This is a genomic window from Streptomyces aquilus (assembly GCF_003955715.1).
GTDB classification, from domain to species: domain Bacteria; phylum Actinomycetota; class Actinomycetes; order Streptomycetales; family Streptomycetaceae; genus Streptomyces; species Streptomyces aquilus.
On sequence record NZ_CP034463.1, the window covers coordinates 7,233,656 to 7,258,775 of the forward strand.

Consider the following 25,120-nt stretch of genomic DNA (forward strand, 5'->3'; position numbering starts at 1 on the left):
GCACCCGCCTCTTGAGTCTCCACCCACTGGAAGGCCCAGACTCACACACATGATCGACGACGGCACCGGACTTTTCACCATCGGCGAGCTGGCCCGGGCGACGGGCCTGACGGTCCGGACCATCCGCTACTGGTCCGACGAGGGCGTGCTCGAGCCGGTGACCCGTTCGACCGGGGGCTACCGGCTGTACGACGCCTCGTGCGCGGCCCGCCTGGAGCTGATCCGCACCCTGCGCGAGCTGGGCCTCGGCCTGGGCGAGGTACGGAAGGTGCTGGACGGGGAGCGGACGGTCGCGGAGGTGGCGGCCGCGCATGTGACGGCGCTGGACGCGCAGATCCGGTCGCTCAAGGTGACCCGGGCGGTGCTGTCGACCGTGGCGCGACGCGGTTCGACCGCAGAGGAGATGACCCTGATGAACAAGCTGGCACGGCTGTCGGCGGCCGAACGGGCCCGGATCGTCGAGGACTTCACCACCGAGATCTTCGACGGGCTGGACACCGCCGATCCCGAGATCCGCGAGCGGCTGCGGTTCGCCCCGACGGACCTGCCGGACGACCCGACGCCGGAGCAGGTCGACGCGTGGGTCGAGATCGCCGAGATGATGCAGGACCCCGAGTTCCGGGCGCTGATGCGCAGGATGATCGAGTTCAACGCGGCGGACCGTGGGCCGGACGTGCCGGCGGGCACCTCGCTGTGGTTCATGAGCCGGCTGGTGCAGCTCGCGGGGGAGGCGCTCGAGCGGGGTGTCGCCCCCGAGGCGCCCGAGGCCGCCGACCTGCTGCGCGGGCTGCTCGGGAACGCGGACCCGGCGGAGGTGCTGGCGCGGCTGGAGGCGGGAACCAACGTGCGCGTGGCCCGGTACCGCCGGCTGTGGGCGCAGGTGGCGGGGCTCGGACCCCAGGCGGCGTACGAGGCGGAGTTCGCATGGGTGGTCGCCGCTCTGCGCGCGCGGACCGCCCGTTAATCTGACCTCCGGCAACAAGCCAAGCAAGGTACGACGAAAAGGGGCGGATCGGTGGCGAACATCGACGAGGCACGCAAGGACTTCGAGCGGATCGACACGGACGGTGACGGCTTCATCACCGCTGCCGAGTTCAAGACCGCCCTCGCTCAGGAAGGTGACTGGAATGTCACCGAGTCCGTCGCCGAGGTGATCATCAAGACCCGTGACCTCAACGGCGACAAGGTGCTCTCCTTCGACGAGTTCTGGGCGTACCTGAGCAAGTGACGCACGCGGAAGGGGGCGCCCACCCGGTGGGGGCGCCCCCTTCGTCATGCCGGACCGGCCCTAGGAGGCTTGTCTCCGGTACTGCCCCGGTGCCACCCCGTACTGCCGCTTGAACGCCTTGGCGAAGGCGAACTCCGAGGTGTAGCCGGTGCGCTCGGCGATGGTCCGGAGCGGTGTGTCGTCCGCCCGCAGCAGCCGGCCCGCCGTCGTCATGCGCCACCAGGTCAGATACGCCAGCGGCGGGCGTCCCACGAGGGTGGTGAACCGCCGGGCGAACGCGGCCCGCGACAGACCGCCGTGGGCGCCGAGTTCCTCCACCGTCCAGGGGTGGTCCGGCGCGGCGTGGATGGCCCGCAACGCCGCCGTCACCGCGGGGTCGGCGAGCGCTGCCGCCCAGCCGGTGGGATGCCGGTCGGCGCGGGCCTCGCCCTGCCACCAGGCGCGCAGGATGTAGAGCAGCAGGGTGTCCAGGAGCGAGGAGACGATGATGTCCGACCCCGGCTGCGGCTCCTCCAGCTCCGCGCCCAGCAGCTCCACGGTGGCCCGCAGCGACCGGTGGGCGCCGACCCTGGCGGGCAGGTGCACGACCTCGGGCAGTTCGGTCAGCAGGGGGTGGGCCCGGCTGCGGTCCAGCCAGTAGGCGCCGCACAGCAGGACCGTGTCCGACACGGCGTCCCGTAGGGGAGGCGGGGGCGGGGGCGCGTCCGGCTGGAACCGTATGACCTCCGGTTCCACGTCCGGCCCGCTGGTCAGCGCGTACCCCCGCCCGTGGGCCAGGAACACCACGTCCCCCGCCGCGAGCGCCACCGGTTCGCCCGTCGAGGGCAGCAGCCAGGCCGAACCCCGCAGCACCACATGGAACCCGGCACCTTCGGAGTCCTCGATCCGCATCCCCCAGGGCGCGTACTTGTCCCGCCGGCCCGAGTGCGGCCGCCCGGTGCGCATCGCGGCGATCGCGTCGCTCAGTACGTCCATGTCCCCCACCGTAGCCGGGAGTTGACGGGCGAAGACGTACGGACAGGAAAGGGAGACCGGCGGACATGGATCGTCTTCGCCACGGCTCCTAGCGTGGACGCCATGTCAACTACCGCACGTACCGTGCTCTTTCACGAAACAGGCGGACCCGAGGTGCTGTCCATCGAGGACGTGCCGGTGCCCGCCCCCGCGCCGGGCCAAGTGGCCGTCCGCGTCGAGGCGTTGGGCCTCAACCGCGCCGAGGCCCTCTTCCGCTCCGGCACTTACTACTACCAGCCGTCCCTGCCCGCCTCCCGTCTCGGCTACGAGGCCTCCGGCGTCGTCGAGGCGGTCGGCGAGGGCGTCACCGAACTCGCCGTCGGCGACCCGGTGACGACCGGACCCGGCATCGAGATGAGCGCCCAGGGGGTGTACGCGGAACGGGTCGTCCTGCCCGAGACCGCGGTGCTGCCCCGCCCCGCTTCCGTGGACGCCGTCACGGGGGCGGCGTCCTGGCTGACCTACACGACCGCCTACGGCGCCCTCCTGGAGACGGCCGGGCTCAGGCCCGGCGACCACGTCCTGATCACCGGGGCGTCCAGCGGGGTCGGCACGGCGGCGATCCAGGTGGCCCGCCGCATCGGCGCGATCCCGCTGGCCACGACCCGTACGGAGGCCAAGCGGCAGGGGCTGCTGGAGGTGGGGGCGGCGGAGGTGATCGTCTCGGACGGGGACGCCGAGACGGTGGCCAAGGAGGTCGGGCGGCTCACCGGAGGGCGGGGTGCCGAGGTGATCTTCGACGCGATCGGCGGCCCCGGCTTCCGCCCGCTGGCCGGTGCGCTCGCGGAGGGCGGTTCGGTGGTGGCCTACGGCTGGCTGGACCGCCGTCCCGCCGAGATCCCCTGGAACTGGCCGTTCACGATCCACACGTACGCCAACATGATCCTCACCGGGACACCGGGCGGGCGCCGGCGCTCCACCGCGTTCCTCAACGCGGGCCTGGCCGACGGCGGCTTCCGGCCGGTCATCGCCGAGGTCTTCGAGGGCCTGGACCGCATCCGGGACGCCCACCGCCTGATGGAGTCGAACCGGCACACGGGAAAGATCGTCGTCCGGATCTGAGGCCCCCCGGAATACCTCCCCGCCGACCCGGGTTGACGCCACTCAGACGCATGCACATGCATCGAATCTGGGAAGGTCTGTCATGAAGATCGGCATCATCGGCGCGGGAAACATCGGCGGCAACCTCACCCGGCGGCTCACCGCCCTCGGGCACGAGGTGGCGGTGGCGAACTCGCGCGGCCCGCACACCCTGACCGCGCTCGCGGAGGAGACCGGCGCGACGCCCGTCCCGGTCGAGGAGGCCGCGCGAGGCGCTGAAGTGGTCGTCGTCACGATCCCGCTCAAGGCGATCCCCGACCTGCCGAAGGGCGTGCTCGACGGCGCGGCGGACGGCGTGGCCGTGATCGACACCGGCAACTACTACCCGAAGCAGCGCGACGGCCGGATCGCCGGGATCGAGGACGAGGGCCTGACGGAGAGCCGCTGGACGGAACGGCACCTCGGCCACCCCGTCATCAAGGCCTTCAACGGCACCTACGCCCAGGACATCCTCGACCGCCACCGCCCGGCCGGCGCCCCCGACCGCCAGGCCCTCCCGGTCGCCGGCGACGACGAGGCGGCCAAGGCGAAGGTCCGCGCCCTCATCGACGAACTCGGCTTCGACACGGTCGACGCGGGCGGCCTCGACGACTCCTGGCGCCAGCAGCCGGACACACCGGTGTACGGACTGCGCGAGGGTGTCGACGGGGTGACGAAGGCACTGGCGGAGGCGAGCCCGGAACGCAAGCCGGAGTTCCGCGGCTGAATCGAGCCCGGAACGCAAGCCCCAGTTCCGTGCCTGAGACCGGTCCGGGATCAGACGATCTCCAGCGGCACGTGCGGCCCGTCCGGGAGCTCCACCTCGATCCCGTCACCGGGCCGCACGACCCCGCCCTCCAGGACGACGCTCATGATCCCGCCCTTGAGCCGGAGCTTCCCGTCGGCATCGCGGGTGACGACCTGCTTCAGCAGCCCTTGCCGGAAGTTGTCGATCTGAAGACAGGGGTTGCGCAGCCCGGTCACCTCGACGACGGCCCGCTCGCCGAGGTGCAGCCGGGTTCCGACGGGCAGCGCGAGCAGATCGATGCCCCGCGTGGTGACGTTCTCCCCGAGCTCCCCGGCGCCGACCTCGATGCCGGCTTCCCGTACCTCGTCGAACAACTCCTGGTGCAGAAGGTGCACTTGGCGCAGATTCGGCTGCGAGGGGTCCCTCGCCACCCGGGACCGGTGCTTCACCGTCACTCCGGCGTGCACATCCCCCTCGACCCCGAGCCCGGCGAGCAGCGTGATGCTCTCCCGGTTCGGCTTGGTGAAGGAATACGTCCCGTTGCTGCTGACCGCAGTGATCTGCCCACCCATGGCGCGGACTCTATAGCAGGCGTCTGATCAGGCGTCCTCGGCCCACTCGCGCAGGGCGGCCCTGCTGGAGAAGTTCGCCACGTCCTTGTCCAGTGGATCGTCGGTGTACTGGTGGAAAAGCCACTTCGCCTTGATGCGGGGCTTGCCGGCCGTCACGTAGTCGGCGATCCACAGGCCGTCGCCGTCGTAGGAGGTCGTGTCGATGTTCAGCCAGTAGTTCCGGTTCGTGTAGAGGACGACCCGGTTGTTCGGCCGCAGCTCCTTCACCTTCCGGATGAAGCGGTCCTTCTCCGCGTTGCTCGCGTGCGTGCCCTCGCCGGTGGTCTCCCAGTCCACGGCGAGGATGTCGCCCGCCCGTTCCGGGGCCTTGCTCACGAAGTACTCGGCCTGGGCGGTCAGGTTGCCCGGCCAGAGGAAATGGTAGAAGCCGACGACCAGACCGGCGTCGCGGGCCCGCTTCGTCTGGGCCGCGAGTTTGGGGTTGGTGTACGTACGGCCCTCCGTCGCCTTGACGAAGACGAAGGAGAGGCCGTCGGTGGAGTAGGAGGAGGACTGGTACGCGCTCACGTCGATGCCGCGCAGCATGGGGGGACTCCCTGAAGTGCCGTAGGGGAACAGGGGGTGGCGGGTGAATCGCCAACCACCTTGGCACGCGGGCCCCTTGCCCGTTCAGCACTCGATGATGTTCACCGCGAGACCGCCACGGGCCGTCTCCTTGTACTTCACGCTCATGTCGGCGCCGGTGTCCTTCATGGTCTTGATGACCTTGTCGAGGGACACCTTGTGGGAGCCGTCGCCGCGCATCGCCATGCGGGCGGCGGTGACCGCCTTCACCGCGGCCATGCCGTTGCGTTCGATGCACGGGATCTGGACCAGGCCGCCGACCGGGTCGCAGGTCAGGCCCAGGTTGTGTTCCATGCCGATCTCGGCCGCGTTCTCCACCTGCTCCGGGGAGCCGCCCAGCACCTCCGCCAGCGCCCCCGCCGCCATCGAGCAGGCCGAGCCGACCTCGCCCTGGCAGCCGACCTCGGCGCCGGAGATGGAGGCGTTCTCCTTGAAGAGCATGCCGATCGCGCCGGCGGCGAGCAGGAAGCGGACCACGCCGTCCTCGTCGGCGCCCGGCACGAAGTTGATGTAGTAGTGCAGGACGGCCGGGATGATGCCGGCCGCGCCGTTCGTCGGGGCGGTCACCACGCGTCCGCCGGCCGCGTTCTCCTCGTTGACCGCCATCGCGTAGAGCGTGATCCACTCCATCGCGTGGGCCAACGGGTCGCCCTCCGCCCTCAGTTGACGCGCCGTCACGGCCGCCCGGCGCTTGACCCTGAGCCCGCCCGGCAGGATGCCCTCCCGCGACATGCCGCGCGAGACGCACGCCTGCATGACCCGCCAGATGTCGAGGAGCCCGGACCGGATCTCCTCCTCCGTGCGCCAGGCCCGCTCGTTCTCCAGCATCAGCGCGGAGATCGACAGACCCGTCTCCTTCGTCAGACGCAGCAGCTCGTCGCCGGTGCGGAAGGGGTACTTCAGGACCGTGTCGTCCAGCTTGATGCGGTCCGCGCCCACCGCGTCCTCGTCCACGACGAAGCCGCCGCCGACCGAGTAGTACGTCTTCGACAGCAGCTCCGCCCCGGACGCGTCGTACGCCCACAGCGTCATGCCGTTCGCGTGGTACGGCAGCGCCTTGCGGCGGTGCAGGACCAGGTCGTCGTCGAAGGAGAACGCGATCTCGTGCTCGCCCAGCAGATTCAGCGAACCGTTTCTCTTGATCGCCTCGATCCGCTCGTCGGCCGTCTCCACGTCGACGGTACGAGGGGACGCCCCCTCCAGACCGAGCAGCACCGCCTTGGGGGTGCCGTGGCCGTGGCCGGTCGCGCCCAGCGAGCCGTACAGCTCCGAGCGGACGGCCGCCACCGAGGACAGCACGTCCTCGTTGCGCAGACGGCGGGCGAACATGCGGGCCGCGCGCATCGGGCCGACCGTGTGGGAGCTCGACGGGCCGATGCCGATCGAGAACAGGTCGAAGACCGAGATGGCCACGGGAACTCCTTCAAAAAGGGTGGGGGCACACATCGTCGGGTGCCCCCACCAGGGAACTACTACTTGCTCAGGCCGGGGTACAGCGGGTGCTTGTCGGCCAGGGCCTTGACCCGGGCCTTCAGGGATTCCACGTCGTACGACGGCTTCAACGTCTCGGCGATCACGTCTGCGACCTCGGTGAAGTCCTCGGCCGTGAAGCCGCGGGTGGCCAGCGCCGGGGTGCCGATCCGCAGGCCCGACGTCACCATGGGCGGGCGCGGGTCGTTGGGGACGGCGTTGCGGTTGACCGTGATGCCGACCTCGTGGAGACGGTCCTCGGCCTGCTGCCCGTCCAGCTCCGACTCGCGCAGGTCCACCAGGATCAGGTGCACGTCCGTGCCACCGGAGAGCACGTTGACCCCGGCCTCCCGGGCGTCCGCGGCGGTCAGACGCTCGGCGAGGATGCGCGCACCCTCCACCGTACGCCGCTGGCGCTCCTTGAACTCCTCGCTCGCGGCCACCTTGAAGGACACCGCCTTCGCCGCGATCACATGCTCCAGCGGGCCGCCCTGGAAGCCCGGGAACACCGACGAGTTCAGCTTCTTCGCGAAGTCCTTCCTCGCCAGGATGATGCCGCCGCGCGGGCCGCCCAGGGTCTTGTGGGTCGTGGAGGTGACCACGTCCGCGTGCTCGACCGGGTTGGGGTGCAGCCCGGCCGCGACCAGGCCGGCGAAGTGCGCCATGTCGACCCACAGGTAGGCGTCGACCTCGTCGGCGATCCGGCGGAACTCGGCGAAGTCCAGCTGCCGCGGGTACGCCGACCAGCCCGCGATGATCACCTTCGGGCGGTGCTCCTTGGCCAGGCGCTCCACCTCGGCCATGTCGACCAGACCGGCGTCGTCGACGTGGTAGGCGACCACGTTGAACTGCTTGCCGGAGAAGTTCAGGCGCATGCCGTGGGTGAGGTGGCCGCCGTGCGCCAGGTCCAGGCCCAGGATGGTGTCGCCGGGGGCGGCCAGCGCGAACAGGGCGGCCTGGTTGGCGGAGGCGCCGGAGTGGGGCTGGACGTTGGCGTACTCGGCGCCGAACAGCTCCTTGATCCGGTCGATGGCGATCTGCTCGGCGACGTCGACGTGCTCGCAGCCGCCGTAGTAGCGCCGGCCGGGGTAGCCCTCGGCGTACTTGTTGGTCAGGACCGAGCCCTGCGCCTCCATGACCGCGAGCGGAGCGAAGTTCTCCGACGCGATCATCTCCAGCGTGGACTGCTGACGGCCCAGCTCGGCGTCGACCGCCGCGGCGATCTCCGGGTCGAGCTCATGCAGGGGCGTGTTCAGTGCGGACATCAGGTGCGGACTCCTCAGCCGGCGGAAAAGGCGGTGTACTCGTCGGCGGAGAGCAGGTCGGCCGGCTCCTCCGCGACGCGTACCTTGAACAGCCAGCCGCCCTCGAAGGGGGCGGAGTTCACCAGCGACGGGTCGTTGACGACGTCCTCGTTGACCTCGGTTACCTCACCGGAGACAGGGGAGTACAGGTCGCTGACCGACTTGGTCGACTCCAGCTCGCCACAGGTCTCGCCCGCGGTCACCGTGTCACCGACCTCGGGGAGCTGGACGAAGACGACATCGCCGAGCGCGTTGGCCGCGTGCTCCGTGATACCGACCGTCGAGACGCCGTCCTCGGCGCCCGACAGCCACTCGTGCTCCTTGCTGTAGCGCAGCTGCTGGGGGTTGCTCATGGCCTGAATTCTCCTGTACGCGGGGGACTGCTGATGAATGGGGGACTGCGGAAGGCGTGCGTGAGCAGCGTCCGTGTGCTCAGCATCACCTACGGCGGCTACTTCTGACGCTTGTAGAAGGGCAGCGCCACGACCTCGTACGGCTCGTGGCTGCCCCGGATGTCCACACCGACACCGGTCGTGCCCGGCGCGGCGTGCGCGGCGTCGACGTACGCCATCGCGATCGGCTTGCCCAGCGTGGGCGAGGGGGCGCCGGAGGTGACCTCGCCGATCACCTGGCCGTCGGCGACGACGGCGTACCCGGCGCGCGGGACGCGGCGGCCCTCGGCGACCAGGCCGACGAGGACGCGCGGCGGCGCGGTCTCGGCGCGGGCGGCAGCCTCGGTGAGCGCCTCGCGGCCCACGAAGTCGCCCTCCTTCTCGAACTTCACCACCCGGCCGAGCCCGGCGTCGAAGGGGGTGAGCGAGGTGTTCAGCTCGTGCCCGTACAGCGGCATGCCCGCCTCCAGGCGGAGCGTGTCCCGGCAGGACAGCCCGCACGGGACCAGGCCGACGCCCTCGCCCGCCTTGGTCAGGGCCTGCCACAGCTCGACGGCGTGCTCGGGCTTCACGAACAGCTCGAAGCCGTCCTCGCCGGTGTAGCCGGTGCGGGCGATCAGCGCCGGGACGCCCGCGACCGTGCCGGGCAGCCCGGCGTAGTACTTCAGGCCGTCGAGGTCGGCGTCGGTGAGGGAGGCGAGGATGCCGGGGGACTCGGGGCCCTGGACGGCGATCAGCGCGTAGGCGTCCCGGTCGTCGCGGACCTCGGCGTCGAAGCCGGCGGAACGCTCGACGAGCGCGTCCAGCACCACCTGGGCGTTGGAGGCGTTGGCGACGACCATGTACTCGGTCTCTTCGAGCCGGTAGACGATCAGGTCGTCGAGGATGCCGCCGTCCTCGCGGCAGATCATGGTGTAGCGGGCGCGGCCGACGCCGACGGAGGCGATGTTGCCGACGAGGGCGAAGTTCAGCAGGGCGGCGGCCTGCGGCCCGGTCACCGTGATCTCCCCCATGTGGGAGAGGTCGAAGAGCCCGGCCTTCGTGCGCACGGCGTTGTGCTCGTCGCGCTCGGAGCCGTAGCGCAGGGGCATGTCCCAGCCGGCGAAGTCGGTCATCGTCGCGCCGAGCGCGCGATGCAGGGCGTCGAGCGCGGTCAGGCGGGGTTCGTTGCTCATCGGACGGTCTTCTCCCAAGGCATGACGGGCGAGGTCGTTCCTCCCCATCTGTCATCGGAACCTGAGAGGTTCGCCATGACCGCGGGGGACATGACTTGCACCTTGGGTGGAGCCACCGGAAACGGTGACCCGCTTTTCAGATGTGCCTCGCCCGCGCGGTAACGGGGCCTGAGAGATTCAAGGGAGGGACTTGCTCCTTCGGCGCCCCAGCCAGTGGTGGGGACTCTCCCGCGCGGATTCGAACGGCCGGTATGCAGTTGGCGCGGACATCATTGCACGCATCGGGCACGGGCGGCAGGGCCGCATCGGCCGCTCCCGTCACCGCCCCCTTTGTGACTGGCTTGTGGCAGGACGAGCACCAAAACAAGAGAGACACCTCATTACCTTCTCTTTACGCTCGGTGGGGAGGGGAACCCCTCGACCCAGGAGGAGGACGATCACGGTGAACAGGCCCACTGCGTACGCCACCACCTCGGCCGTCGCGCTGCCCGCGCAGCCGACAGCTCCGGCCCAGGAAACCTGCGCACCGCAGCCGGTCGTCCGCGACCTGCGCGACCGTGCCGGCCACAGCCCGCGCGCCCTGCTCTTCGCCCCCGACGACCTGGTCGTGATCACCGGCCTGCCCGGCAGCGGCAAGTCCACCCTGATGCGACGCGCCGTCAAGGGCATCCGGATCGACTCCCAGGACACCCGCGACCGCTGGGACGCCCGGGCGCCCCGCTTCCTGCCGTACGCGGTCTACCGCCCCCTCGTCCGCGCCGCCCACTACCTCGGCCTGTACCGCGCCCTGCGCTCCGGCCAGGGGGTCGTGGTGCACGACTGCGGCACCCAGTCCTGGGTGCGCGGCTGGCTGGCCCGCGCGGCCCACCGCCGCGGCGGCACCCTGCACCTGCTGCTGCTCGACGTCACCGCGGACACGGCGCTCCAGGGCCAGCGCGAGCGCGGCCGGGGCGTCTCACGCTATGCCTTCCTCCGCCACCGCACCGCGGCCGCCCGCCTCATCCGCTCCGCCGAGAAGGGCGAACTGCCGCAGGGCGTGGGCTCGGCCGTGCTCCTGGACCGGGCGGCGGCGGACGCCCTGCGCAGGATCGGGTTCACGGGCTGACGACCAGGGCACCCCGGGGCCCGCACCCGTTAGCCTTTCAGCCACATCAGCGGTACTCGGCAGGCGGACGGACAGATGGACTTCCCGGCACAGGACTTCCCGGCACAGGCGCACCCTCATCCGCACGGCGGCGGATGGCCCGGCAACGAGCTGGAGGAGGTGCTCTCGGCCGCCCTCGGCGTGCCCGGCGCCGGCGGCCGGATCATCGAGGTCCTCGGCCGCAGCTTCGTCTGGGTCCCGCTGCCGAACGGCGGCGGCGCCCACACCGGCCCGCTCGACCTGCCCACCTTCGAGATCGAGGGCCAGGCCTACGTCCCGGTCTTCAGCTCCGAGGAACAGTTCCGCCAGGTCGCCGGCGCGCACATGTCGTACACGATCGCCCCGGCGGTGGAGTTCGCGCGCGGCCTCCCGCCGCAGGTCGGCATCGCCGTGAACCCGGACGGCGTGGTCGGCGTCCCGCTCCCGCCGGAGGCCGTGGCGGACCTGTGCCGGGTCGGCCGGACCCCGCTGGACGGCCCCAACAGCGGCGGCCGGGTCAAGCTCTACGAGCCCGACTGGCAGGACGACCCGGTGGACTTCCTCGCGGCCGCCGCCGCCGAGTTCGCCGCGACCGGAGTCGTCCTGACGGCCCGCCGCTGTCTCGCGGCGATCGAGACGGCCGACCCGGTGATGTTCGTGGGCGTGGAACTCTCCCTGTGGGAGGGCGACTTGCGTACCCTCCCGATGGACGCCCTGGGCCGGGCCCTGGGCCAGGCCCCGGTGGCCTGGCCGGTCAACCTGGTCCTGCTGGACGTGGCGGACGACCCGGTGGGCCATTGGATGCGGGAAAAGGTACGTCCGTTCTACATGCAGGGTCACTAGGACGCGGGCAGGGGCGGGGGGCTGTGCCGATGTGCGGCTCCGCCGCGGGGGCGCGACAAGCCCCCACGACCCGCACCCCGCAGACCACCGCAAGCCCCGAGCTCCCAACGCTTAAGCTGTTTCCGTCCATGAAACTTTCCCGAAGGGGCGGTAGAAGGTGAGTGCCAGCGGCACAGCGACCGGCACGGTCGAGCACATGCTGCGCCAGGTGACGCCGGGGCGCTACGACGCCTACGAGGCACTCCTCCGCGCCCTCGCCACCCCCTCCTCCGGCCAGGTCTGGATGCTCCTCTGGCACGGCCAGTCGGGCTCCCCGGACGCCCAGTACGGGAACATGGAGGTCGACGGCTACGGCTACGCGCCCTGCGTCACCTCCGCCCAGGAACTCTCGGCGAGCGGCTGGAACCGCTCGTACGAGGTCGTCGACGGCGTCGACGTCGCGCGCACCCTCTACCCCGACCACTACGGTCTCTGGCTGAACCCGCACGCCCCCGGCGGCGGCGTCGGCATCCCCTGGCTCGACCTGCGCCGTATCGCCACCGGTCTGGAGCGCCAGCCCGCCGGCCCCCTGCGCCTGTCCGAACCCGGCATCGAGATCCCGCAGTTCTACGCCCTGATCGCGCACAACGCCCACCGCACCCCGGCCGTCCGCTCGCTGCGCCGCGCCTGGGTGCAGCCCGCGCTCGGGGCGCCGTACCTCGCCATCGGTCTCGACGTCTACGACACCAGCCCGCCAGCGGTGGACTCGGTGCGCGCGATGATGCAGCAGTCCATCGGCGCGGTCCCGGACGGGCTGCCGGTGTCGACGGTCGCCATGTCCGACGAGTACGACCCGGTCGCGATGTGGATGCGGGCCGGCGCCCGCCCCTTCTACGACCGGGAGGCGCACGCGGCCCCGGCGCAGGCTCCCGCGGCCGGGTACGGCTACCCTCCGGCGCCCGCCGGCTACTGAGGAGTACCGGTCACAGACTCCCGTGTTACGGGAGTGTGTCTGCGCGCGTAGATCGGGGCGGAAGGCCCCACGAGGTCCGGATTGCCCCAACTGGCCCGCGTCCGGCGGCTGTTACCCGCTGTCCGGATAACGGAACCCTGCAGCCCGCATCACGTTTATGCATCCTTTCCTCGTCAAGTCTGGCAACAGATCGCCAAAGCGTTGAAGACTCCCGCACCAGGGGTGGGTTCGCCCCTGTGTACGACGGACTGATCACGCCGCTACAGCGGCAAGTGCGGGCCGGCTACCGCCGGTTGAGAGGGGTCCCTGCCAGATGACGGCACCATTGCACGAGCCGACCGCGGAAGCGGCCCCGAGCGCGGCCGAAGAAGCGGCGGTCAACGCCGGCGCCAAGGCCGTACAGGGGCGTTCCCTGGGCCGGATCGCCTGGGAGCGTTTGAAGCGGGACAAACTCGCCCTCGCGGGCGGTGTCGTCGTGCTCGTCCTCATCGCGGTCGCGCTGCTCGCGCCCGTGATCACCAGCCTGTACGGGCAGGACCCGAACGCGTACAACGACAAGGACCTGATCGACCCGCTGTTCGGCACCCCCAAGGGGTCCTTCGGCGGCATCAGCGGCGACCACTGGCTGGGCGTCGAGCCGGTCAACGGCCGCGACATCTTCGCGCGCATCGTCTACGGCGCCCGGATCTCGCTGCTCGTCGGCTTCCTGTCCGCGATCGTGGCCGTGATCATCGGCACCGTCCTGGGTGTCCTGGCCGGCTTCTTCGGCGGCTGGGTCGACTCGGCCATCAGCCGGGTCATGGACGGTCTGCTGGCCTTCCCGCAGCTGCTGTTCATCATCGCGCTGGTCTCCGTCATGCCGAACAACATGCTGGGACTCTCCGGCACGGGCGTGCGCCTGTTCGTGATGATCCTCGTCATCGGCTTCTTCGGCTGGCCCTACATCGGACGCGTGGTGCGCGGCCAGACGCTCTCGCTGCGCGAGCGCGAATACGTCGAGGCGGCCCGCTCCCTCGGCGCCGGGCGGCTCTACATCCTGTTCAAGGAGCTGCTGCCCAACCTGGTCGCGCCGATCATCGTCTACACGACGATGATGATCCCCACCAACATCCTCACCGAGGCGGCGCTCAGCTTCCTGGGCGTGGGCGTCAAGCCCCCCACGGCCTCCTGGGGGCAGATGCTCTCGAACGCGATCGACTACTACAAGTCGGACCCCACCTACATGGTGGTCCCGGGTGTGGCGATCTTCATCACCGTTCTGGCCTTCAACCTCTTCGGCGACGGCGTGCGGGACGCGCTGGACCCGAAGGGCTCCCGCTGAACTGCCGTACCAAAAGCGTCCCGTGGCACCGACACGGGGTCTCTCATCAAATCCGGAGGATCCGAGATCGTGACTACCCAACGCACCTCAGGGCGGCGGAAGCAGGCATTTGCCGCTGCCGCCGCGGTCGCCGCGCTGCTGACCACGGCGGCGTGCGGCGGCGGCAACGACGACGGCGGTGACAAGGGCTCGGCGACCGGCGCGGCCGGCTTCAACGCCGCGAACAACAAGGTCGCCCAGGCCTCGCTCGCCAAGAAGGGCGGCGAGCTGAAGTTCGCCGGTGCCCAGGACGCCGACTCGTGGGACACCACGCGCGGTTACTACGGCTTCATGTGGAACTTCGCGCGCTACTACAGCCGCCAGCTCGTCACGAACGCCGCCGAGCCGGGCAAGAAGGGCACCGAGCTCACCCCGGACCTCGCCACCGGTCTCGCCAAGGTCACCGACGACGGCAAGACCTACACGTACACCCTGCGTGACGGCATCACGTGGGAGGACGGCAAGCCGATCACGTCGAAGGACGTCAAGTACGGCATCGAGCGCGTCTGGGCGCAGGACGTGCTGTCCGGCGGCCCCGTCTACGTGAAGGACGTCCTCGACCCGAAGGGCGAGTACAAGGGCCCCTACAAGGACACCTCCGCCGACAAGCTCGGCCTGAAGGCGATCGACACCCCGGACGACAAGACCATCGTCTTCCACCTGCCGCAGGCCAACGCCGACTTCGAGGAGATCCTCGCCCTGGTCTCGGCCTCCCCGGTCCGCCAGGACAAGGACACCAAGTCCAAGTACGGCCTGAAGCCGTTCTCCTCCGGCCCGTACAAGTTCCAGTCGTACAGCCCGGGCAAGGACCTGGTCCTGGTCCGCAACGACAAGTGGAGCCAGGCCTCGGACCCGATCCGCAAGGCGTACCCGGACAAGATCTCGGTCAAGTTCTTCTCGAACGCCAACGACCTGGACGCTCGTCTGCTCGCCGGTGACTACGACCTGGACATCAACCAGACCGGTCTGTCCCCGCAGGGCCGCACCACCGCCCTCCAGGAGCACAAGGCCAACCTGGACAACCCGGTCTCCGGCTACATCCGCTACGCGACCTTCCCGCAGAGCGTGAAGCCGTTCGACAACGAGCACTGCCGCAAGGCCGTGATCTACGGCGCCGACCACGTCTCGCTGCAGACCGCGCGCGGTGGCCCGGTCGCCGGTGGTGACATCGGCACCAACATGCTCCCGCCGACCGTCCCCGGTTCCGAGGGCCAGTCGTACGACCCGTACGAGCTGAACGGCGCGAACAAGAACGGCAACGTCGCCAAGGCCAAGGAAGAGCTGAAGGCCTGCGGCAAGCCGAACGGCTTCAAGACCACCATCGCGGTCCGTAACAACAAGCCGGTCGAGGTCGCGACCGCCGAGTCCCTCCAGGCCTCCCTGAAGAAGATCGGCATCGACGTCAACATCGACCAGTACGACGGTTCGCAGACGTCCGGCATCATCGGCAGCCCCTCGAACGTGAAGAAGAAGGGCTACGGCATCATCATCATGGGCTGGGGCGCCGACTTCCCGTCGGTCCAGGGCTTCGGTCTGCCGCTGTGGGACGGCAAGTACATCCTCGAGAGCGGCAACAACAACTTCGCCCTCATCGACGACAAGAAGATCAACGGTCTGTTCGACACCTACGTGAAGACGCAGGACGACGCGGGCAAGCTGGCGATCGCCAAGGACATCAACCACGCGGTCATGGAGGGCGGCTACTACCTGCCCTTCGTCTTCGAGAAGTTCGTCAACTGGCGCGGTGACCGCCTGGCCAACGTCTACACCTCGGACGGCTACAGCGGTATGTACGACTTCGTGAACCTCGGTCTGAAGTCCTCGAAGTAATCCCGGCACACCCGCCGTACGGCACGAAAGGCAGGTGAAGGCCGGCGACGCGGGAGCGCGGGCCACCGGAAGACCTCCGGTGGCCCGCGGCCCGCGGCGGGCCGAGAGCTGTGCTCGCTTACCTCATCAGGCGGCTGTTCGCCGCCGCAGTGATGCTCGTGGTCATCATCATGGTGGTCTTCGGCATCTTCTTCCTCGTCCCCAAGTGGGCGGGCGTCGACGTCGCCTTGAGCTTCGTGGGCAAGCAGGCCGACCCGGCCGCCGTCGAGGGCGTGCGGCAGAAGCTCGGCCTGAGCGACCCGATCTACTCCCAGGTCTGGGAGTTCTTCAAGGGTCTGTTCGCCGGTCGCACCTACGTGGGCGGTGGCGACTCCGTGCACTGTGCCGCGCCGTGCTTCGGGTACTCCTTCCGCACCGAGCAGGCCATCTGGCCGGTGATCACCGACCGCTTCCCGGTGACCCTGGGTCTCGCGCTCGGTGCCGCCGTGCTGTGGCTGCTGTTCGGTGTCTCCGCGGGTGTGCTCTCCGCGCTCAAGCGGGGCAGCCTGTGGGACCGCGGCGCGATGGTCGTCGCCCTCGCGGGTGTCTCCCTCCCGATCTACTTCACCGGCCTGCTGAGCCTCGCGATCTTCTCGTACAGTCTCGGCTGGGTCGAGGGCGAGTACGTGCCCCTCGACGAGAGCTTCACCGGCTGGTTCGGCGGCATGATCCTCCCCTGGATCACCCTCGCCTTCCTCTACGCGGCGATGTACGCCCGGATCACCCGGGCGACGATGATGGAGATCCTCGGCGAGGACTACATCCGCACCGCCCGCGCGAAGGGCCTCAAGGAGCGCGTCGTCATCGGCAAGCACGCCATGCGCTCCACGATGACCCCGATCCTGACCATGCTCGGCATGGACCTCGGCGCCCTCATCGGCGGCGCGATCCTGACCGAGACGACGTTCAGCCTGCCGGGCCTCGGCCAGGCGGTGCTCAACGGCATCAAGACCCAGGACCTGCCCATCATTCTGGGCGTCACCCTGATCACTTCTCTCGCGGTGCTGATCGCCAACCTCGTGGTGGACATCCTCTACGCCGTGATCGACCCCCGAGTGAGGCTCGCATGACCGAACTCAGCAAGAGCGGAGCGGCCGTGGGCGAGCCCACCCCCGCCTCGCCCGCGCCGACCGCCTTCCTGGAAGTGCGCGACCTGAAGGTGCACTTCCCGACCGACGACGGCCTGGTCAAGTCCGTCGACGGGCTCTCCTTCAAGCTGGAGAAGGGCAAGACCCTCGGCATCGTCGGCGAGTCCGGCTCCGGCAAGTCGGTGACCTCGCTCGGCATCATGGGCCTGCACACCGCCGGCCAGTACGGCAAGCGCAAGGCGCAGATCTCCGGCGAGATCTGGCTGGACGGCACCGAGCTGCTCACCGCCGACCCGGACCACGTGCGCAAGCTGCGCGGCCGCGAGATGGCGATGATCTTCCAGGACCCGCTGTCCGCGTTGCACCCGTACTACACGATCGGCCAGCAGATCGTGGAGGCGTACCGCATCCACCACAACGTGGACAAGAAGACCGCGAAGAAGCGCGCGGTCGAGATGCTCGACCGGGTCGGCATCCCGCAGCCGGACAAGCGGGTGGACAACTACCCGCACGAGTTCTCCGGCGGTATGCGCCAGCGCGCGATGATCGCGATGTCGCTGGTCAACAACCCCGAACTGCTCATCGCGGACGAGCCGACGACCGCCCTGGACGTGACCGTCCAGGCGCAGATCCTCGACCTGATCCGGGACTTGCAGAAGGAGTTCGGCTCCGCGGTCATCATCATCACCCACGACCTGGGCGTCGTCGCCGAGCTCGCCGACGACATCCTGGTGATGTACGGCGGCCGCTGCGTCGAGCGCGGTCCGGCCGAGAAGGTGTTCTACGAGCCCCGCCACCCCTACACCTGGGGTCTGCTCGGCTCGATGCCCCGCCTCGACCGTGAGCAGCAGGAGCGCCTGATCCCGGTGAAGGGCTCCCCGCCCTCGCTGATCAACATCCCGTCCGGCTGCGCCTTCAACCCGCGCTGCCCGTACGCGGACATCCCGAAGGACAACGTCACCCGCACGGTCCGCCCGGAGCTCGCCGAGGTCGGCAGTCAGCACTGGGCCGCCTGCCACATGACGCAGGAGCAGCGGGAGCGGATCTGGACCGAAGAGATTGCGCCGAAGCTGTGAGCGAGGACAAAGTGAGCATCCCTGCGCAGAGCGACGGCACCCTGGTCACCAAGGCCGACGCCGCCCCCGGCGAGACCCTGCTCAAGGTGACCGGGCTCCAGAAGCACTTCCCGATCAAGAAGGGCCTGCTCCAGCGGCAGGTCGGCGCGGTCCGCGCGGTCGACGGCATCGACTTCGAGGTCAAGTCCGGCGAGACCCTCGGTGTCGTGGGCGAGTCCGGCTGCGGCAAGTCGACGATGGGCCGGCTGATCACGCGGCTGCTCGAACCGACGGCCGGCAAGGTCGAGTTCGAGGGCCAGGACATCACGCACCTCGGCGTCGGCGGTATGCGCCCGCTCCGCCGCGACGTGCAGATGATCTTCCAGGACCCGTACTCGTCGCTGAACCCGCGCCACACCATCGGCACGATCGTCGGGGCCCCCTTCAAGCTCCAGGGCGTCACGCCCGAGGGCGGGATCAAGGCGGAGGTCCAGCGGCTGCTGTCGGTCGTGGGCCTCAACCCCGAGCACTACAACCGCTATCCGCACGAGTTCTCCGGCGGTCAGCGCCAGCGCATCGGCATCGCCCGCGCGCTCGCCCTGAACCCGAAGCTGGTCGTGGCCGACGAGCCGGTCTCCGCGCTCGACGTGTCGATCCAGGCCCAGGTCGTGAACCTGCTTGACGACCTCCAGCAGGAGCTCGGCCTGACGTACGTGATCATCGCGCACGACCTGTCGGTCGTCCGGCACGTCTCGGACCGGATCGCGGTGATGTACCTCGGCAAGATCGTCGAGCTGGCGGACCGCGAGTCGCTGTACAAGGCGCCGATGCATCCGTACACCAAGGCGCTCATGTCGGCGGTGCCGATCCCGGACCCGCGGCGCAAGAACGCCAAGTCCGAGCGCATCCTGCTCAAGGGCGACGTGCCCTCGCCGATCTCCCCGCCGAGCGGCTGCCGCTTCCACACCCGGTGCTGGAAGGCGACGGAGATCTGCAAGACGACCGAGCCGAAGCTCGTCGAGCTGAAGCCGGGTCAGCAGGTCGCCTGCCACCACCCGGAGAACTTCGAGGACCAGGCTCCGCAGGACACGGTCCTGCTGACGGTCGCGAAGGAAGCGGCGGAGCTGGTGGCGGACGAGGTTCTGGCGGAGAGCGCGGAGACGTCGGCGGCTGTCGCCGCGGAGGTCGCTGCCGAAGAGGCGTCCGCCTCCGAAGAGGTTTCTGCCTCCGAAGAGGCGTCCGCCTCCGAGGAAACGGAAGCCGATGGTCAGGAGTCAACCGACAAGTAACGCATGACGACTTGGCAAAGTCATGCACATGCCCGACCGGGAGAGTCCACAGTCGTCCGTGTCCGACTTATCGGCACACGCTCGAAAGGGACGACACCATGAGACTCTCCCGTTCGGCACGCTTAGGAGCCGTCGCTACCGCGGCGGCTTCTTTCATGGTCATCGCAGCCTCCTCCGCGCCGACCCCTGGAGGGGCCGGCCTCGGCGACCCCTACTTCCCCCTCCTCGGCAACGGCGGCTTCGACGCCCGCCACTACGACCTCGACGTGGCGTACAACCCGGACACCGACCGCCTCGACGGCCGTACGACGCTCACCGCCCGCGCCACCCAGAACCTCTCCGCCTTCGACCTCGACCTCCAGCAGTTGGAGGTCACCGGAGTCGAAGTGAACGGCAGACGTGCCCAGTTCACCCGCGACGGCGACGAACTGCGCATCACCCCGCGCGGCGCGCTTCCCAAGGGCCGTGACTTCACCGTCCGGGTCACCTACGGGGGCGTCCCCGAACCCCTCGGCGGCCCGATCGTGTTCGGCTCGAACTACGGCTGGATGAAGACGGCCGACGGTGTCTTCGTCGCCTGCGAACCCAACGCCGCCTCCACCTGGTTCCCGTCCAGCGACCACCCCGCCGACAAGGCCACCTACGACATCCGCATCAAGGCGCCCAAGGGCCTGACCGGCGTCTCCAACGGCCGGCTCGTGTCGACGTACGACAAGGGCGGCTCGACGTACACCCACTGGCGCGAGACCAAGCCGATGGCGACCTATCTCGCGACCGCGACGATCGGGAAGTTCGACGTCAGGACCGGCACCACCCCCGGCGGCACCCCGATCTACGTCGCGATCGACCCCGTCCTCGCGAACGGCAACAACGTCGACGTGTACGCCGTCACGGCCGCCGCCACCGACTACTGGTCCGAGGTCTTCGGGCCCTACCCCTTCGAGGAGACCGGCGCGATCGTCGACGACATGCCCGAGGCGGGGTTCTCGCTGGAGGTGCAGTCGAAGCCGGTCTACTCGGCCGTGCGCAACGAGACGACGATCGTGCACGAGCTGGCCCACCAGTGGTTCGGCGACTCGGTGTCGGTGGAGCGCTGGAAGGACATCTGGCTCAACGAGGGCTTCGCCACCTACGCCCAGTGGCTGTGGGCCGAGCACCAGGGCACCCGCAGCGCCCACGACTCGTTCCTGGCCGGCTACAACGCCCGTCCGGCCGACGCCCCCTTCTGGCAGATCACCGTCGGCGATCCGCAGCGCGACACCATGTTCGCCTCCGCGGTCTACCAGCGCGGCGCGATGACCCTCCAGGTGCTACGCGAACGCATCGGTGACGCGGCCTTCTTCAAGCTGCTGCCGGCCTGGACGAAGATCCACCGCTACGGCAACGCCAACACGGCCGACTTCGTCCGGCTCGCGGAGAAGATCTCCGGACAGCAGCTGGACGACCTGTTCCAGACCTGGCTGTTCACCACAGGGAAACCGGCTCTTCCGGCCGGGTAGCCCTTGCATTGCAAGGTTCACCCCCGCTCATAGGTAAGAATGTGGGGTGCTTGAGCCACTGTTTGCCCCCTCCGTCCAGCACACGCTCGACCTGATCGGCATCTTCGTCTTCGCCATCTCCGGCGCGCTGCTGGCCGTGCGCAAGAACTTCGACGTCTTCGGCATCGCCGTCCTCGCCGAGGTCACCGCGCTGGGCGGAGGGCTGTTCCGGGACCTGATCATCGGCGCGGTACCCCCGGCCGCCTTCACCGACCTGGGGTACTTCGTCACCCCGCTGCTCGCCGCGTTGCTGATCGTCTTCCTGCACCCGCAGGTGGAGCGCATCCAGCTCGGTGTGAACGTCTTCGACGCGGCGGGCCTCGGCCTGTTCTGCGTGACGGGGACGACGAAGGCGTACGACTACGGTCTCGGCCTCACCCAGTCCGCCACCCTCGGCCTCGCCACCGCGGTCGGCGGCGGTGTGCTGCGTGACGTGCTCGCCAACGAGGTGCCGTCCTTGCTGCGCTGGGACCGCGACCTGTACGCGGTCCCGGCGATCGTCGGCGCCACGATGGTGGTGCTCTGCATCCGCTACGACACCCTGACCCCGGTCACCAGCTCCCTCGCCGCGATCACGGCTTTCGTGCTGCGGTTGCTGGCGATGCGCTACCACTGGCGAGCTCCGCGGGCCTGGAACCGCCGGTCGACCGTACGCGAGGAGTAGGGCCGCCCGCTCGGCCGTGCAGCAGCCCCATCTCCTCCGTCAGCCAGTGGAAGGCCGGGATCACCTGGGGCCGCCACAGCGCCATGTTGTGGCCGCCCGCGCTCTTGGGGATGTAGACGACGTGCACGGTCGTCGGGGCCTTCGCGATCTGTTCGAGGCCGGTGGCCGCCTCGTAGCCGTCGCCCGGCTGGCCCGACTGGTAGAGCGCGATCGCGGGCGGGGTGCGGGCCTCGCGCAGCAGGACGTAGGGGTTGTTGGCGCGGCGCAGGGCGGGGGTCTCGGCGGCCAGCGAGTTGCGTTCGCCGATCGGGTCGTTGTAGCCGGACATGCTGATCGCGGCCCGGTAGCGGTCGGGGTGGGCGACGGCGAGCTTGGTCGCGCAGTGGCCGCCCGCGGAGTACCCGGCGGCGGCCCAGCCCGTGGGGCCCGGCTGGGCGCGGAAGTTGTCCGTGACCATCTTCGGCACGTCGATGCTGAGCCAGCTGTCGGCGTTCACGGTGCCCGTGATGTTGGCGCACCCGGTGTCGACCCCGGCGAGCAGGTTCATCCGCGGGGCGACCAGGATGAACGGCGCGACCTTGCCGTCCCGCATCAGCGGCTGGAGCTGGTGCACCGCGTGCAGCGACCCGAACCAGGCCTTCGCCGAGCCCGGGTAGCCCGACAGCAGCTCCACCACGGGGAACTTGTGGTGCCGGTAGGCGGCCTGGTGGTACTGCGGCGGCAGCCAGACGTAGACCTCGGCGTTCACGCCCGACACCCGGCCCTTGAGCTGGGTGACGCGGACGCCGCCCATGCCGGGGCCGGAGGCGGGGGAGAACTGCTGGCGGACCCTGGGCAACCGTTTCAGCGCGATGCCGCCGGTGCCGTCGGCCCCGAGGTTGGCGGCCTGCTCGACGTGGTTGCCGGTGCCGAGGAGGTCGGCCCAGTTGTCGTACAGGTTGTTCTCGTTGTTGACCAGCACGAAGACGAGTGCGACGGCCGTGCTCTGGGCGAACAGCACCATCAACAGCCGGCCCAGGGCCCGCAGTGGTTTCGGCCCGCGCAGCCGCGACCACAGCGCCAGCGGAAGCAGAACGGCGACGACGGACAGCACGATCAGCGTGTAAAGGAACGTGGTCCCGGTGAGGCTCATGTCCCTACAGAGGGCGAGACCGGGCCCCGGGTTTACGGACGAGTACGGACACTTACCGAGAAATTGCCCGGGTCTCACCTGGGGGTAGGGCGTGGCCGTGTTCGACAAAGCTACCGCTTAGTAGTTAGCTGTTGTACCGTTCACCCATGCCAGAAGCAGCCTCCGTCACGCGCGCCACGATCGGCGACAGCGAGTTCGACCGGGACACCGCGGTCACCCGCCGGGAACCGGGTGTCTACGACATCGACCTCTCCGCCGGCTGGACGATCATCAACGCCGTCAACGGCGGCTATCTGCTGGCCGTCCTCGGCCGCGCCCTCGCGGACGCCCTGCCGCACGCCGACCCGTTCACCATCTCCGCGCACTACCTCACCGCGTCCCAGCCGGGCCCCGCGGTGATCCGCACGGACGTGGTCCGCACCGGCCGCACCCTCTCCACCGGCCAGGCCTCGCTCTTCCAGTACGACGAGGAGGGCGCCGAGGTCGAGCGCATCCGCGTCCTCGCCTCCTACGGCGACCTCGACTCGCTCCCCGACGACGTCCGTACCGCGGCGAAGCCGCCGGTGTTCCCGCCCATGGACGAGTGCTTCGGCCCCGAGGACGGACCGGCCCCCGTCGACGGCAGCTCGGCCATCACCGACCGGCTGATGCTCAAGCTGGACCCCTCGACCCTGGGCTGGGCCCTCGGCGCCCCGTCCGGCAAGGGCGAGATGCGCTCCTGGTTCGGCCTCGCCGACGGCCGCGACGCCGACCCCCTCTCCCTGCTGCTCGCGGTGGACGCGCTGCCGCCGACCGCCTTCGAGATCGGCCTCAAGGGCTGGGTCCCCACGGTCGAGCTGACGGTCCACGTCCGCTGCCGCCCGGCCCCCGGCCCGCTGCGCGTCTCGATCACCACCCGCAACCTCGCCGGCGGCTTCCTGGAGGAGGACGCCGAGGTCTGGGACAGCGCGGACCGCCTGGTGGCCCAGTCCCGCCAGCTGGCGCGGGTCAGACTGGGCTGAGCGGCCGCCTTCCGAGCCAGGCCGCCAACTCCCCGTAGACGTCGGCCCCTTCGGGAGTCGGCACCACCGGCTGGAACGGGTGGTCCGTACGCGGACCGTCCGGCAGGGCCTCGTGCGCGACGGCGAGCGAGTACTCGGCCAGTTCGGTGTCGAGGGAGAGCGGGCGGCCCAGCCCCTCCCAGAGGTCCCAGGTGTGCGTGACGACCTCCATCACGTACAGGGGCAGCGCCTCCCGGCCCGGCACCTCCCCCCACGGCACCCGCACCGGCGTCGCCAGCCGCTCGTCGCTCGCCCACGCGGCGACGACCCGGCCCCTGACGTCCTCGTACGCCCGTGGCCAGCCGTCGTCCGGGACGCCGTCCACGAACATCCGGACGTGCAGCCCGTCCCCGCGCTCACCGCACACCGCGATCCGCGTGCAGGCGCCGACGACATGGCTGAGCAGGGTGCGGACGTCGTACTCGGTACAGGGCGTGGGACCGGACAACTGCTCCGGCCGGACCGTGCCGATCAGATCCGCGGCCTGGGTGGTGGCGCGGGCGAACAAGGGGCGGGCGTCCGTCATGGCGAAGCCTCTCCGTGGGGGGCGTGCTCCTTCGAGCATTCCCGGAAAACCGGACAGCCGCCGCTCGTGACGGCGGCGCTCGCGGCACGGGAGGCATCCTGGGGCCGTGAAGCCCGACCGCCTCCTGTAACTCCTCGCCGGCTTCCGCACGGACGGTACCGGACTGACCGCCGACGAGTCCCGCGCCCTGTTCATCCTGGCCGCGCAGGGCGCGCACGCCGCCCTCGGCCTCGACACCGCGCTCGGTTCCGCCCTGCGCAAGGTGATGGCGGCGCTCCCGGCACAGCGGGGAGCGCGAGATCCGGACGTACACCGTCGACCCGTACGACCTCGTCTCCAAGGCGGGCGTCTGGTACCTGGTCGCCGACCGCAGGGCGCGGCCGTGCCTGTTCCGCGCGGACCGGGTGCGCGCGGCGACCGTGCCGGCGGACGCCGAGCGGCGGCGGCCGGGCGTCGAACTCGCGGCCGCTTCTGTCACGGAGCTGTACCAGCGAGCAGGCGGGGAGTCGGCAGAGAACCCCAGGTCAGAGGGGCTGCTTTAGGGCCGCTTTGCCTGACGCACAGGCCGGGGACAGTGCGGGCCCAAGGAAGCCCCAAGGCGCGTTGGTTGAGTGCCCGCCTCAAGACTCCCCTCACTCTTCTTGGAGTTGTTTCTCATGAAGCGCGTGCGTCTCGTCCCCGCGATGGCCCTGCTGGCGCTCTCGCCCCTCGCCCTGGTGGCCTGTGGCTCGGGGGACTCGTCGTCCTCCTCGAACAGCGGCAACTCCGGGCAGCAGTCCTGCCAGGCGCCCTCCGGCGCGCCCAGCGGCAACCCCTCCGGCGCGCCCAGCGGCAACCCCTCGGGGAGGCCCAGCGGCGCACCCTCGGGCGCTCCCACGGCGGGCGGCCAGGGTGGCCCCGGCGGCGGTCAGGGCGGCGGCTGCGGTGGCCCCGGCGCCGGGGGCGGGATGCCCGGCGGTGTGCCGAGCGGTGCGCCCAGCCCGCAGGCGACCTCGTCGGCGACGAAGAGCTGACCGCGCGGGTCGTAGGGCCGG

The 25,120-nt window shown here is 70.1% G+C and carries 25 protein-coding genes, 1 pseudogene and 2 riboswitches; of the genes and pseudogenes, 17 read left to right on the plus strand and 9 right to left on the minus strand.

The annotated features are described in order from the left end of the window. Window positions 1-49: 49 nt before the first annotated feature. On the plus strand, window positions 50-964 hold the full coding sequence (locus EJC51_RS33450; protein ID WP_126274469.1) for a helix-turn-helix domain-containing protein: 915 nt from the start codon (window positions 50-52) through the stop codon (window positions 962-964). A gap of 51 nt (window positions 965-1,015) precedes the next feature. Then, complete coding sequence (locus tag EJC51_RS33455; protein WP_126274470.1) at window positions 1,016-1,228, plus strand: EF-hand domain-containing protein; 213 nt, start codon at window positions 1,016-1,018, stop codon at window positions 1,226-1,228. Between the two features lie 60 nt (window positions 1,229-1,288). On the opposite strand, the gene EJC51_RS33460 is transcribed toward EJC51_RS33455, so the two are convergent. Then, window positions 1,289-2,203 carry an AraC family transcriptional regulator gene (locus EJC51_RS33460; protein ID WP_126274471.1) on the minus strand — a complete coding sequence of 305 codons (915 nt, stop codon included), beginning with the start codon at window positions 2,201-2,203 and terminating at the stop codon, window positions 1,289-1,291. Between the two features lie 102 nt (window positions 2,204-2,305). On the opposite strand from EJC51_RS33460, the gene EJC51_RS33465 reads away from it, so the two are divergent. Both EJC51_RS33465 and EJC51_RS33470 read left to right on the plus strand, forming a co-directional pair. After that, entirely contained in the window at window positions 2,306-3,304 is a 999-nt protein-coding gene (locus tag EJC51_RS33465) for a zinc-dependent alcohol dehydrogenase family protein (RefSeq protein ID WP_126274472.1), read from the plus strand. A gap of 67 nt (window positions 3,305-3,371) precedes the next feature. Next, on the plus strand, window positions 3,372-4,049 hold the full coding sequence (locus EJC51_RS33470) for an NADPH-dependent F420 reductase (RefSeq protein ID WP_257042007.1): 678 nt from the start codon (window positions 3,372-3,374) through the stop codon (window positions 4,047-4,049). A gap of 50 nt (window positions 4,050-4,099) precedes the next feature. On the opposite strand, the gene EJC51_RS33475 is transcribed toward EJC51_RS33470, so the two are convergent. From EJC51_RS33475 to gcvT, 6 genes are all read right to left on the minus strand, one after another. Continuing rightward, a complete protein-coding gene (locus EJC51_RS33475; RefSeq protein ID WP_126274473.1) occupies window positions 4,100-4,642 on the minus strand; it encodes an MOSC domain-containing protein in 543 nt (180 codons plus the stop codon). Between the two features lie 27 nt (window positions 4,643-4,669). Next, window positions 4,670-5,227 carry a glycoside hydrolase family 25 protein gene (locus tag EJC51_RS33480; RefSeq protein WP_126274474.1) on the minus strand — a complete coding sequence of 186 codons (558 nt, stop codon included), beginning with the start codon at window positions 5,225-5,227 and terminating at the stop codon, window positions 4,670-4,672. An 84-nt stretch (window positions 5,228-5,311) separates the two neighbouring features. Continuing rightward, a complete protein-coding gene (locus tag EJC51_RS33485; protein WP_126274475.1) occupies window positions 5,312-6,679 on the minus strand; it encodes an L-serine ammonia-lyase in 1,368 nt (455 codons plus the stop codon). 59 nt (window positions 6,680-6,738) lie between these two features. Continuing rightward, window positions 6,739-8,001 carry a serine hydroxymethyltransferase gene (gene glyA, locus EJC51_RS33490; protein ID WP_126274476.1) on the minus strand — a complete coding sequence of 421 codons (1,263 nt, stop codon included), beginning with the start codon at window positions 7,999-8,001 and terminating at the stop codon, window positions 6,739-6,741. A gap of 14 nt (window positions 8,002-8,015) precedes the next feature. Continuing rightward, window positions 8,016-8,393 (minus strand): glycine cleavage system protein GcvH, encoded by a 378-nt coding sequence (gene gcvH / locus EJC51_RS33495; protein ID WP_062026852.1) that lies wholly within the window; start codon window positions 8,391-8,393, stop codon window positions 8,016-8,018. A gap of 98 nt (window positions 8,394-8,491) precedes the next feature. After that, a complete protein-coding gene (gene gcvT / locus EJC51_RS33500) occupies window positions 8,492-9,607 on the minus strand; it encodes a glycine cleavage system aminomethyltransferase GcvT (RefSeq protein ID WP_126274477.1) in 1,116 nt (371 codons plus the stop codon). Window positions 9,608-9,645: 38 nt separating this feature from the next. Then, window positions 9,646-9,753: riboswitch (glycine riboswitch) on the minus strand. Further along, window positions 9,754-9,848: riboswitch (glycine riboswitch) on the minus strand. A gap of 201 nt (window positions 9,849-10,049) precedes the next feature. Here gcvT and EJC51_RS33505 point away from each other — a divergent pair. The 10 genes from EJC51_RS33505 to EJC51_RS33550 all read left to right on the plus strand — a co-directional run bounded on the left by EJC51_RS33505 (window position 10,050) and on the right by EJC51_RS33550 (window position 21,388). After that, a complete protein-coding gene (locus EJC51_RS33505; RefSeq protein WP_126274478.1) occupies window positions 10,050-10,712 on the plus strand; it encodes an AAA family ATPase in 663 nt (220 codons plus the stop codon). 75 nt (window positions 10,713-10,787) lie between these two features. After that, complete coding sequence (locus EJC51_RS33510) at window positions 10,788-11,573, plus strand: enhanced serine sensitivity protein SseB (protein WP_126274479.1); 786 nt, start codon at window positions 10,788-10,790, stop codon at window positions 11,571-11,573. Between the two features lie 157 nt (window positions 11,574-11,730). After that, complete coding sequence (locus EJC51_RS33515) at window positions 11,731-12,525, plus strand: enhanced serine sensitivity protein SseB C-terminal domain-containing protein (protein WP_126274480.1); 795 nt, start codon at window positions 11,731-11,733, stop codon at window positions 12,523-12,525. Window positions 12,526-12,838: 313 nt separating this feature from the next. Next, entirely contained in the window at window positions 12,839-13,846 is a 1,008-nt protein-coding gene (locus EJC51_RS33520) for an ABC transporter permease (RefSeq protein ID WP_126274481.1), read from the plus strand. A gap of 69 nt (window positions 13,847-13,915) precedes the next feature. After that, on the plus strand, window positions 13,916-15,715 hold the full coding sequence (locus tag EJC51_RS33525) for an ABC transporter substrate-binding protein (protein ID WP_126274482.1): 1,800 nt from the start codon (window positions 13,916-13,918) through the stop codon (window positions 15,713-15,715). A 110-nt stretch (window positions 15,716-15,825) separates the two neighbouring features. Next, a complete protein-coding gene (locus EJC51_RS33530; RefSeq protein ID WP_126274483.1) occupies window positions 15,826-16,824 on the plus strand; it encodes an ABC transporter permease in 999 nt (332 codons plus the stop codon). Then, entirely contained in the window at window positions 16,821-17,918 is a 1,098-nt protein-coding gene (locus EJC51_RS33535) for an ABC transporter ATP-binding protein (protein WP_126274484.1), read from the plus strand. The genes EJC51_RS33530 and EJC51_RS33535 overlap by 4 nt, the downstream gene beginning before the upstream one ends. 11 nt (window positions 17,919-17,929) lie before the next feature. Next, the gene (locus EJC51_RS33540) at window positions 17,930-19,186 is read left to right on the plus strand and encodes an ABC transporter ATP-binding protein (RefSeq protein WP_165951361.1); all 1,257 of its coding nucleotides are present in this window, start codon (window positions 17,930-17,932) and stop codon (window positions 19,184-19,186) included. 98 nt (window positions 19,187-19,284) lie between these two features. Next, window positions 19,285-20,685: a M1 family metallopeptidase gene (locus EJC51_RS33545; RefSeq protein WP_126274486.1), complete on the plus strand. Its 1,401-nt coding sequence runs from the start codon at window positions 19,285-19,287 to the stop codon at window positions 20,683-20,685. 46 nt (window positions 20,686-20,731) lie between these two features. Beyond that, window positions 20,732-21,388: a trimeric intracellular cation channel family protein gene (locus tag EJC51_RS33550; protein ID WP_126274487.1), complete on the plus strand. Its 657-nt coding sequence runs from the start codon at window positions 20,732-20,734 to the stop codon at window positions 21,386-21,388. On the opposite strand, the gene EJC51_RS33555 is transcribed toward EJC51_RS33550, so the two are convergent. Next, window positions 21,297-22,520 (minus strand): alpha/beta hydrolase, encoded by a 1,224-nt coding sequence (locus EJC51_RS33555; protein WP_126274488.1) that lies wholly within the window; start codon window positions 22,518-22,520, stop codon window positions 21,297-21,299. The genes EJC51_RS33550 and EJC51_RS33555 overlap by 92 nt on opposite strands. Before the next feature lie 146 nt (window positions 22,521-22,666). Here EJC51_RS33555 and EJC51_RS33560 point away from each other — a divergent pair, with 146 nt between their 5' ends. Next, window positions 22,667-23,521: a thioesterase family protein gene (locus EJC51_RS33560; protein WP_126274489.1), complete on the plus strand. Its 855-nt coding sequence runs from the start codon at window positions 22,667-22,669 to the stop codon at window positions 23,519-23,521. On the opposite strand, the gene EJC51_RS33565 is transcribed toward EJC51_RS33560, so the two are convergent. Then, window positions 23,508-24,086, minus strand: coding sequence for a TIGR03086 family metal-binding protein (locus EJC51_RS33565; RefSeq protein ID WP_126274490.1), 579 nt, complete (start codon window positions 24,084-24,086; stop codon window positions 23,508-23,510). The two genes, EJC51_RS33560 and EJC51_RS33565, sit on opposite strands and share 14 nt — an antisense overlap. 130 nt (window positions 24,087-24,216) lie before the next feature. Here EJC51_RS33565 and EJC51_RS33570 point away from each other — a divergent pair. Together EJC51_RS33570 and EJC51_RS33575 are read left to right on the plus strand one after the other, a co-directional pair. Then, window positions 24,217-24,550, plus strand: a pseudogene (locus EJC51_RS33570) (WYL domain-containing protein); the annotation flags it as partial. Window positions 24,551-24,742: 192 nt separating this feature from the next. Continuing rightward, window positions 24,743-25,099 (plus strand): hypothetical protein, encoded by a 357-nt coding sequence (locus tag EJC51_RS33575; RefSeq protein WP_126274491.1) that lies wholly within the window; start codon window positions 24,743-24,745, stop codon window positions 25,097-25,099. Window positions 25,100-25,120: the final 21 nt, after the last annotated feature.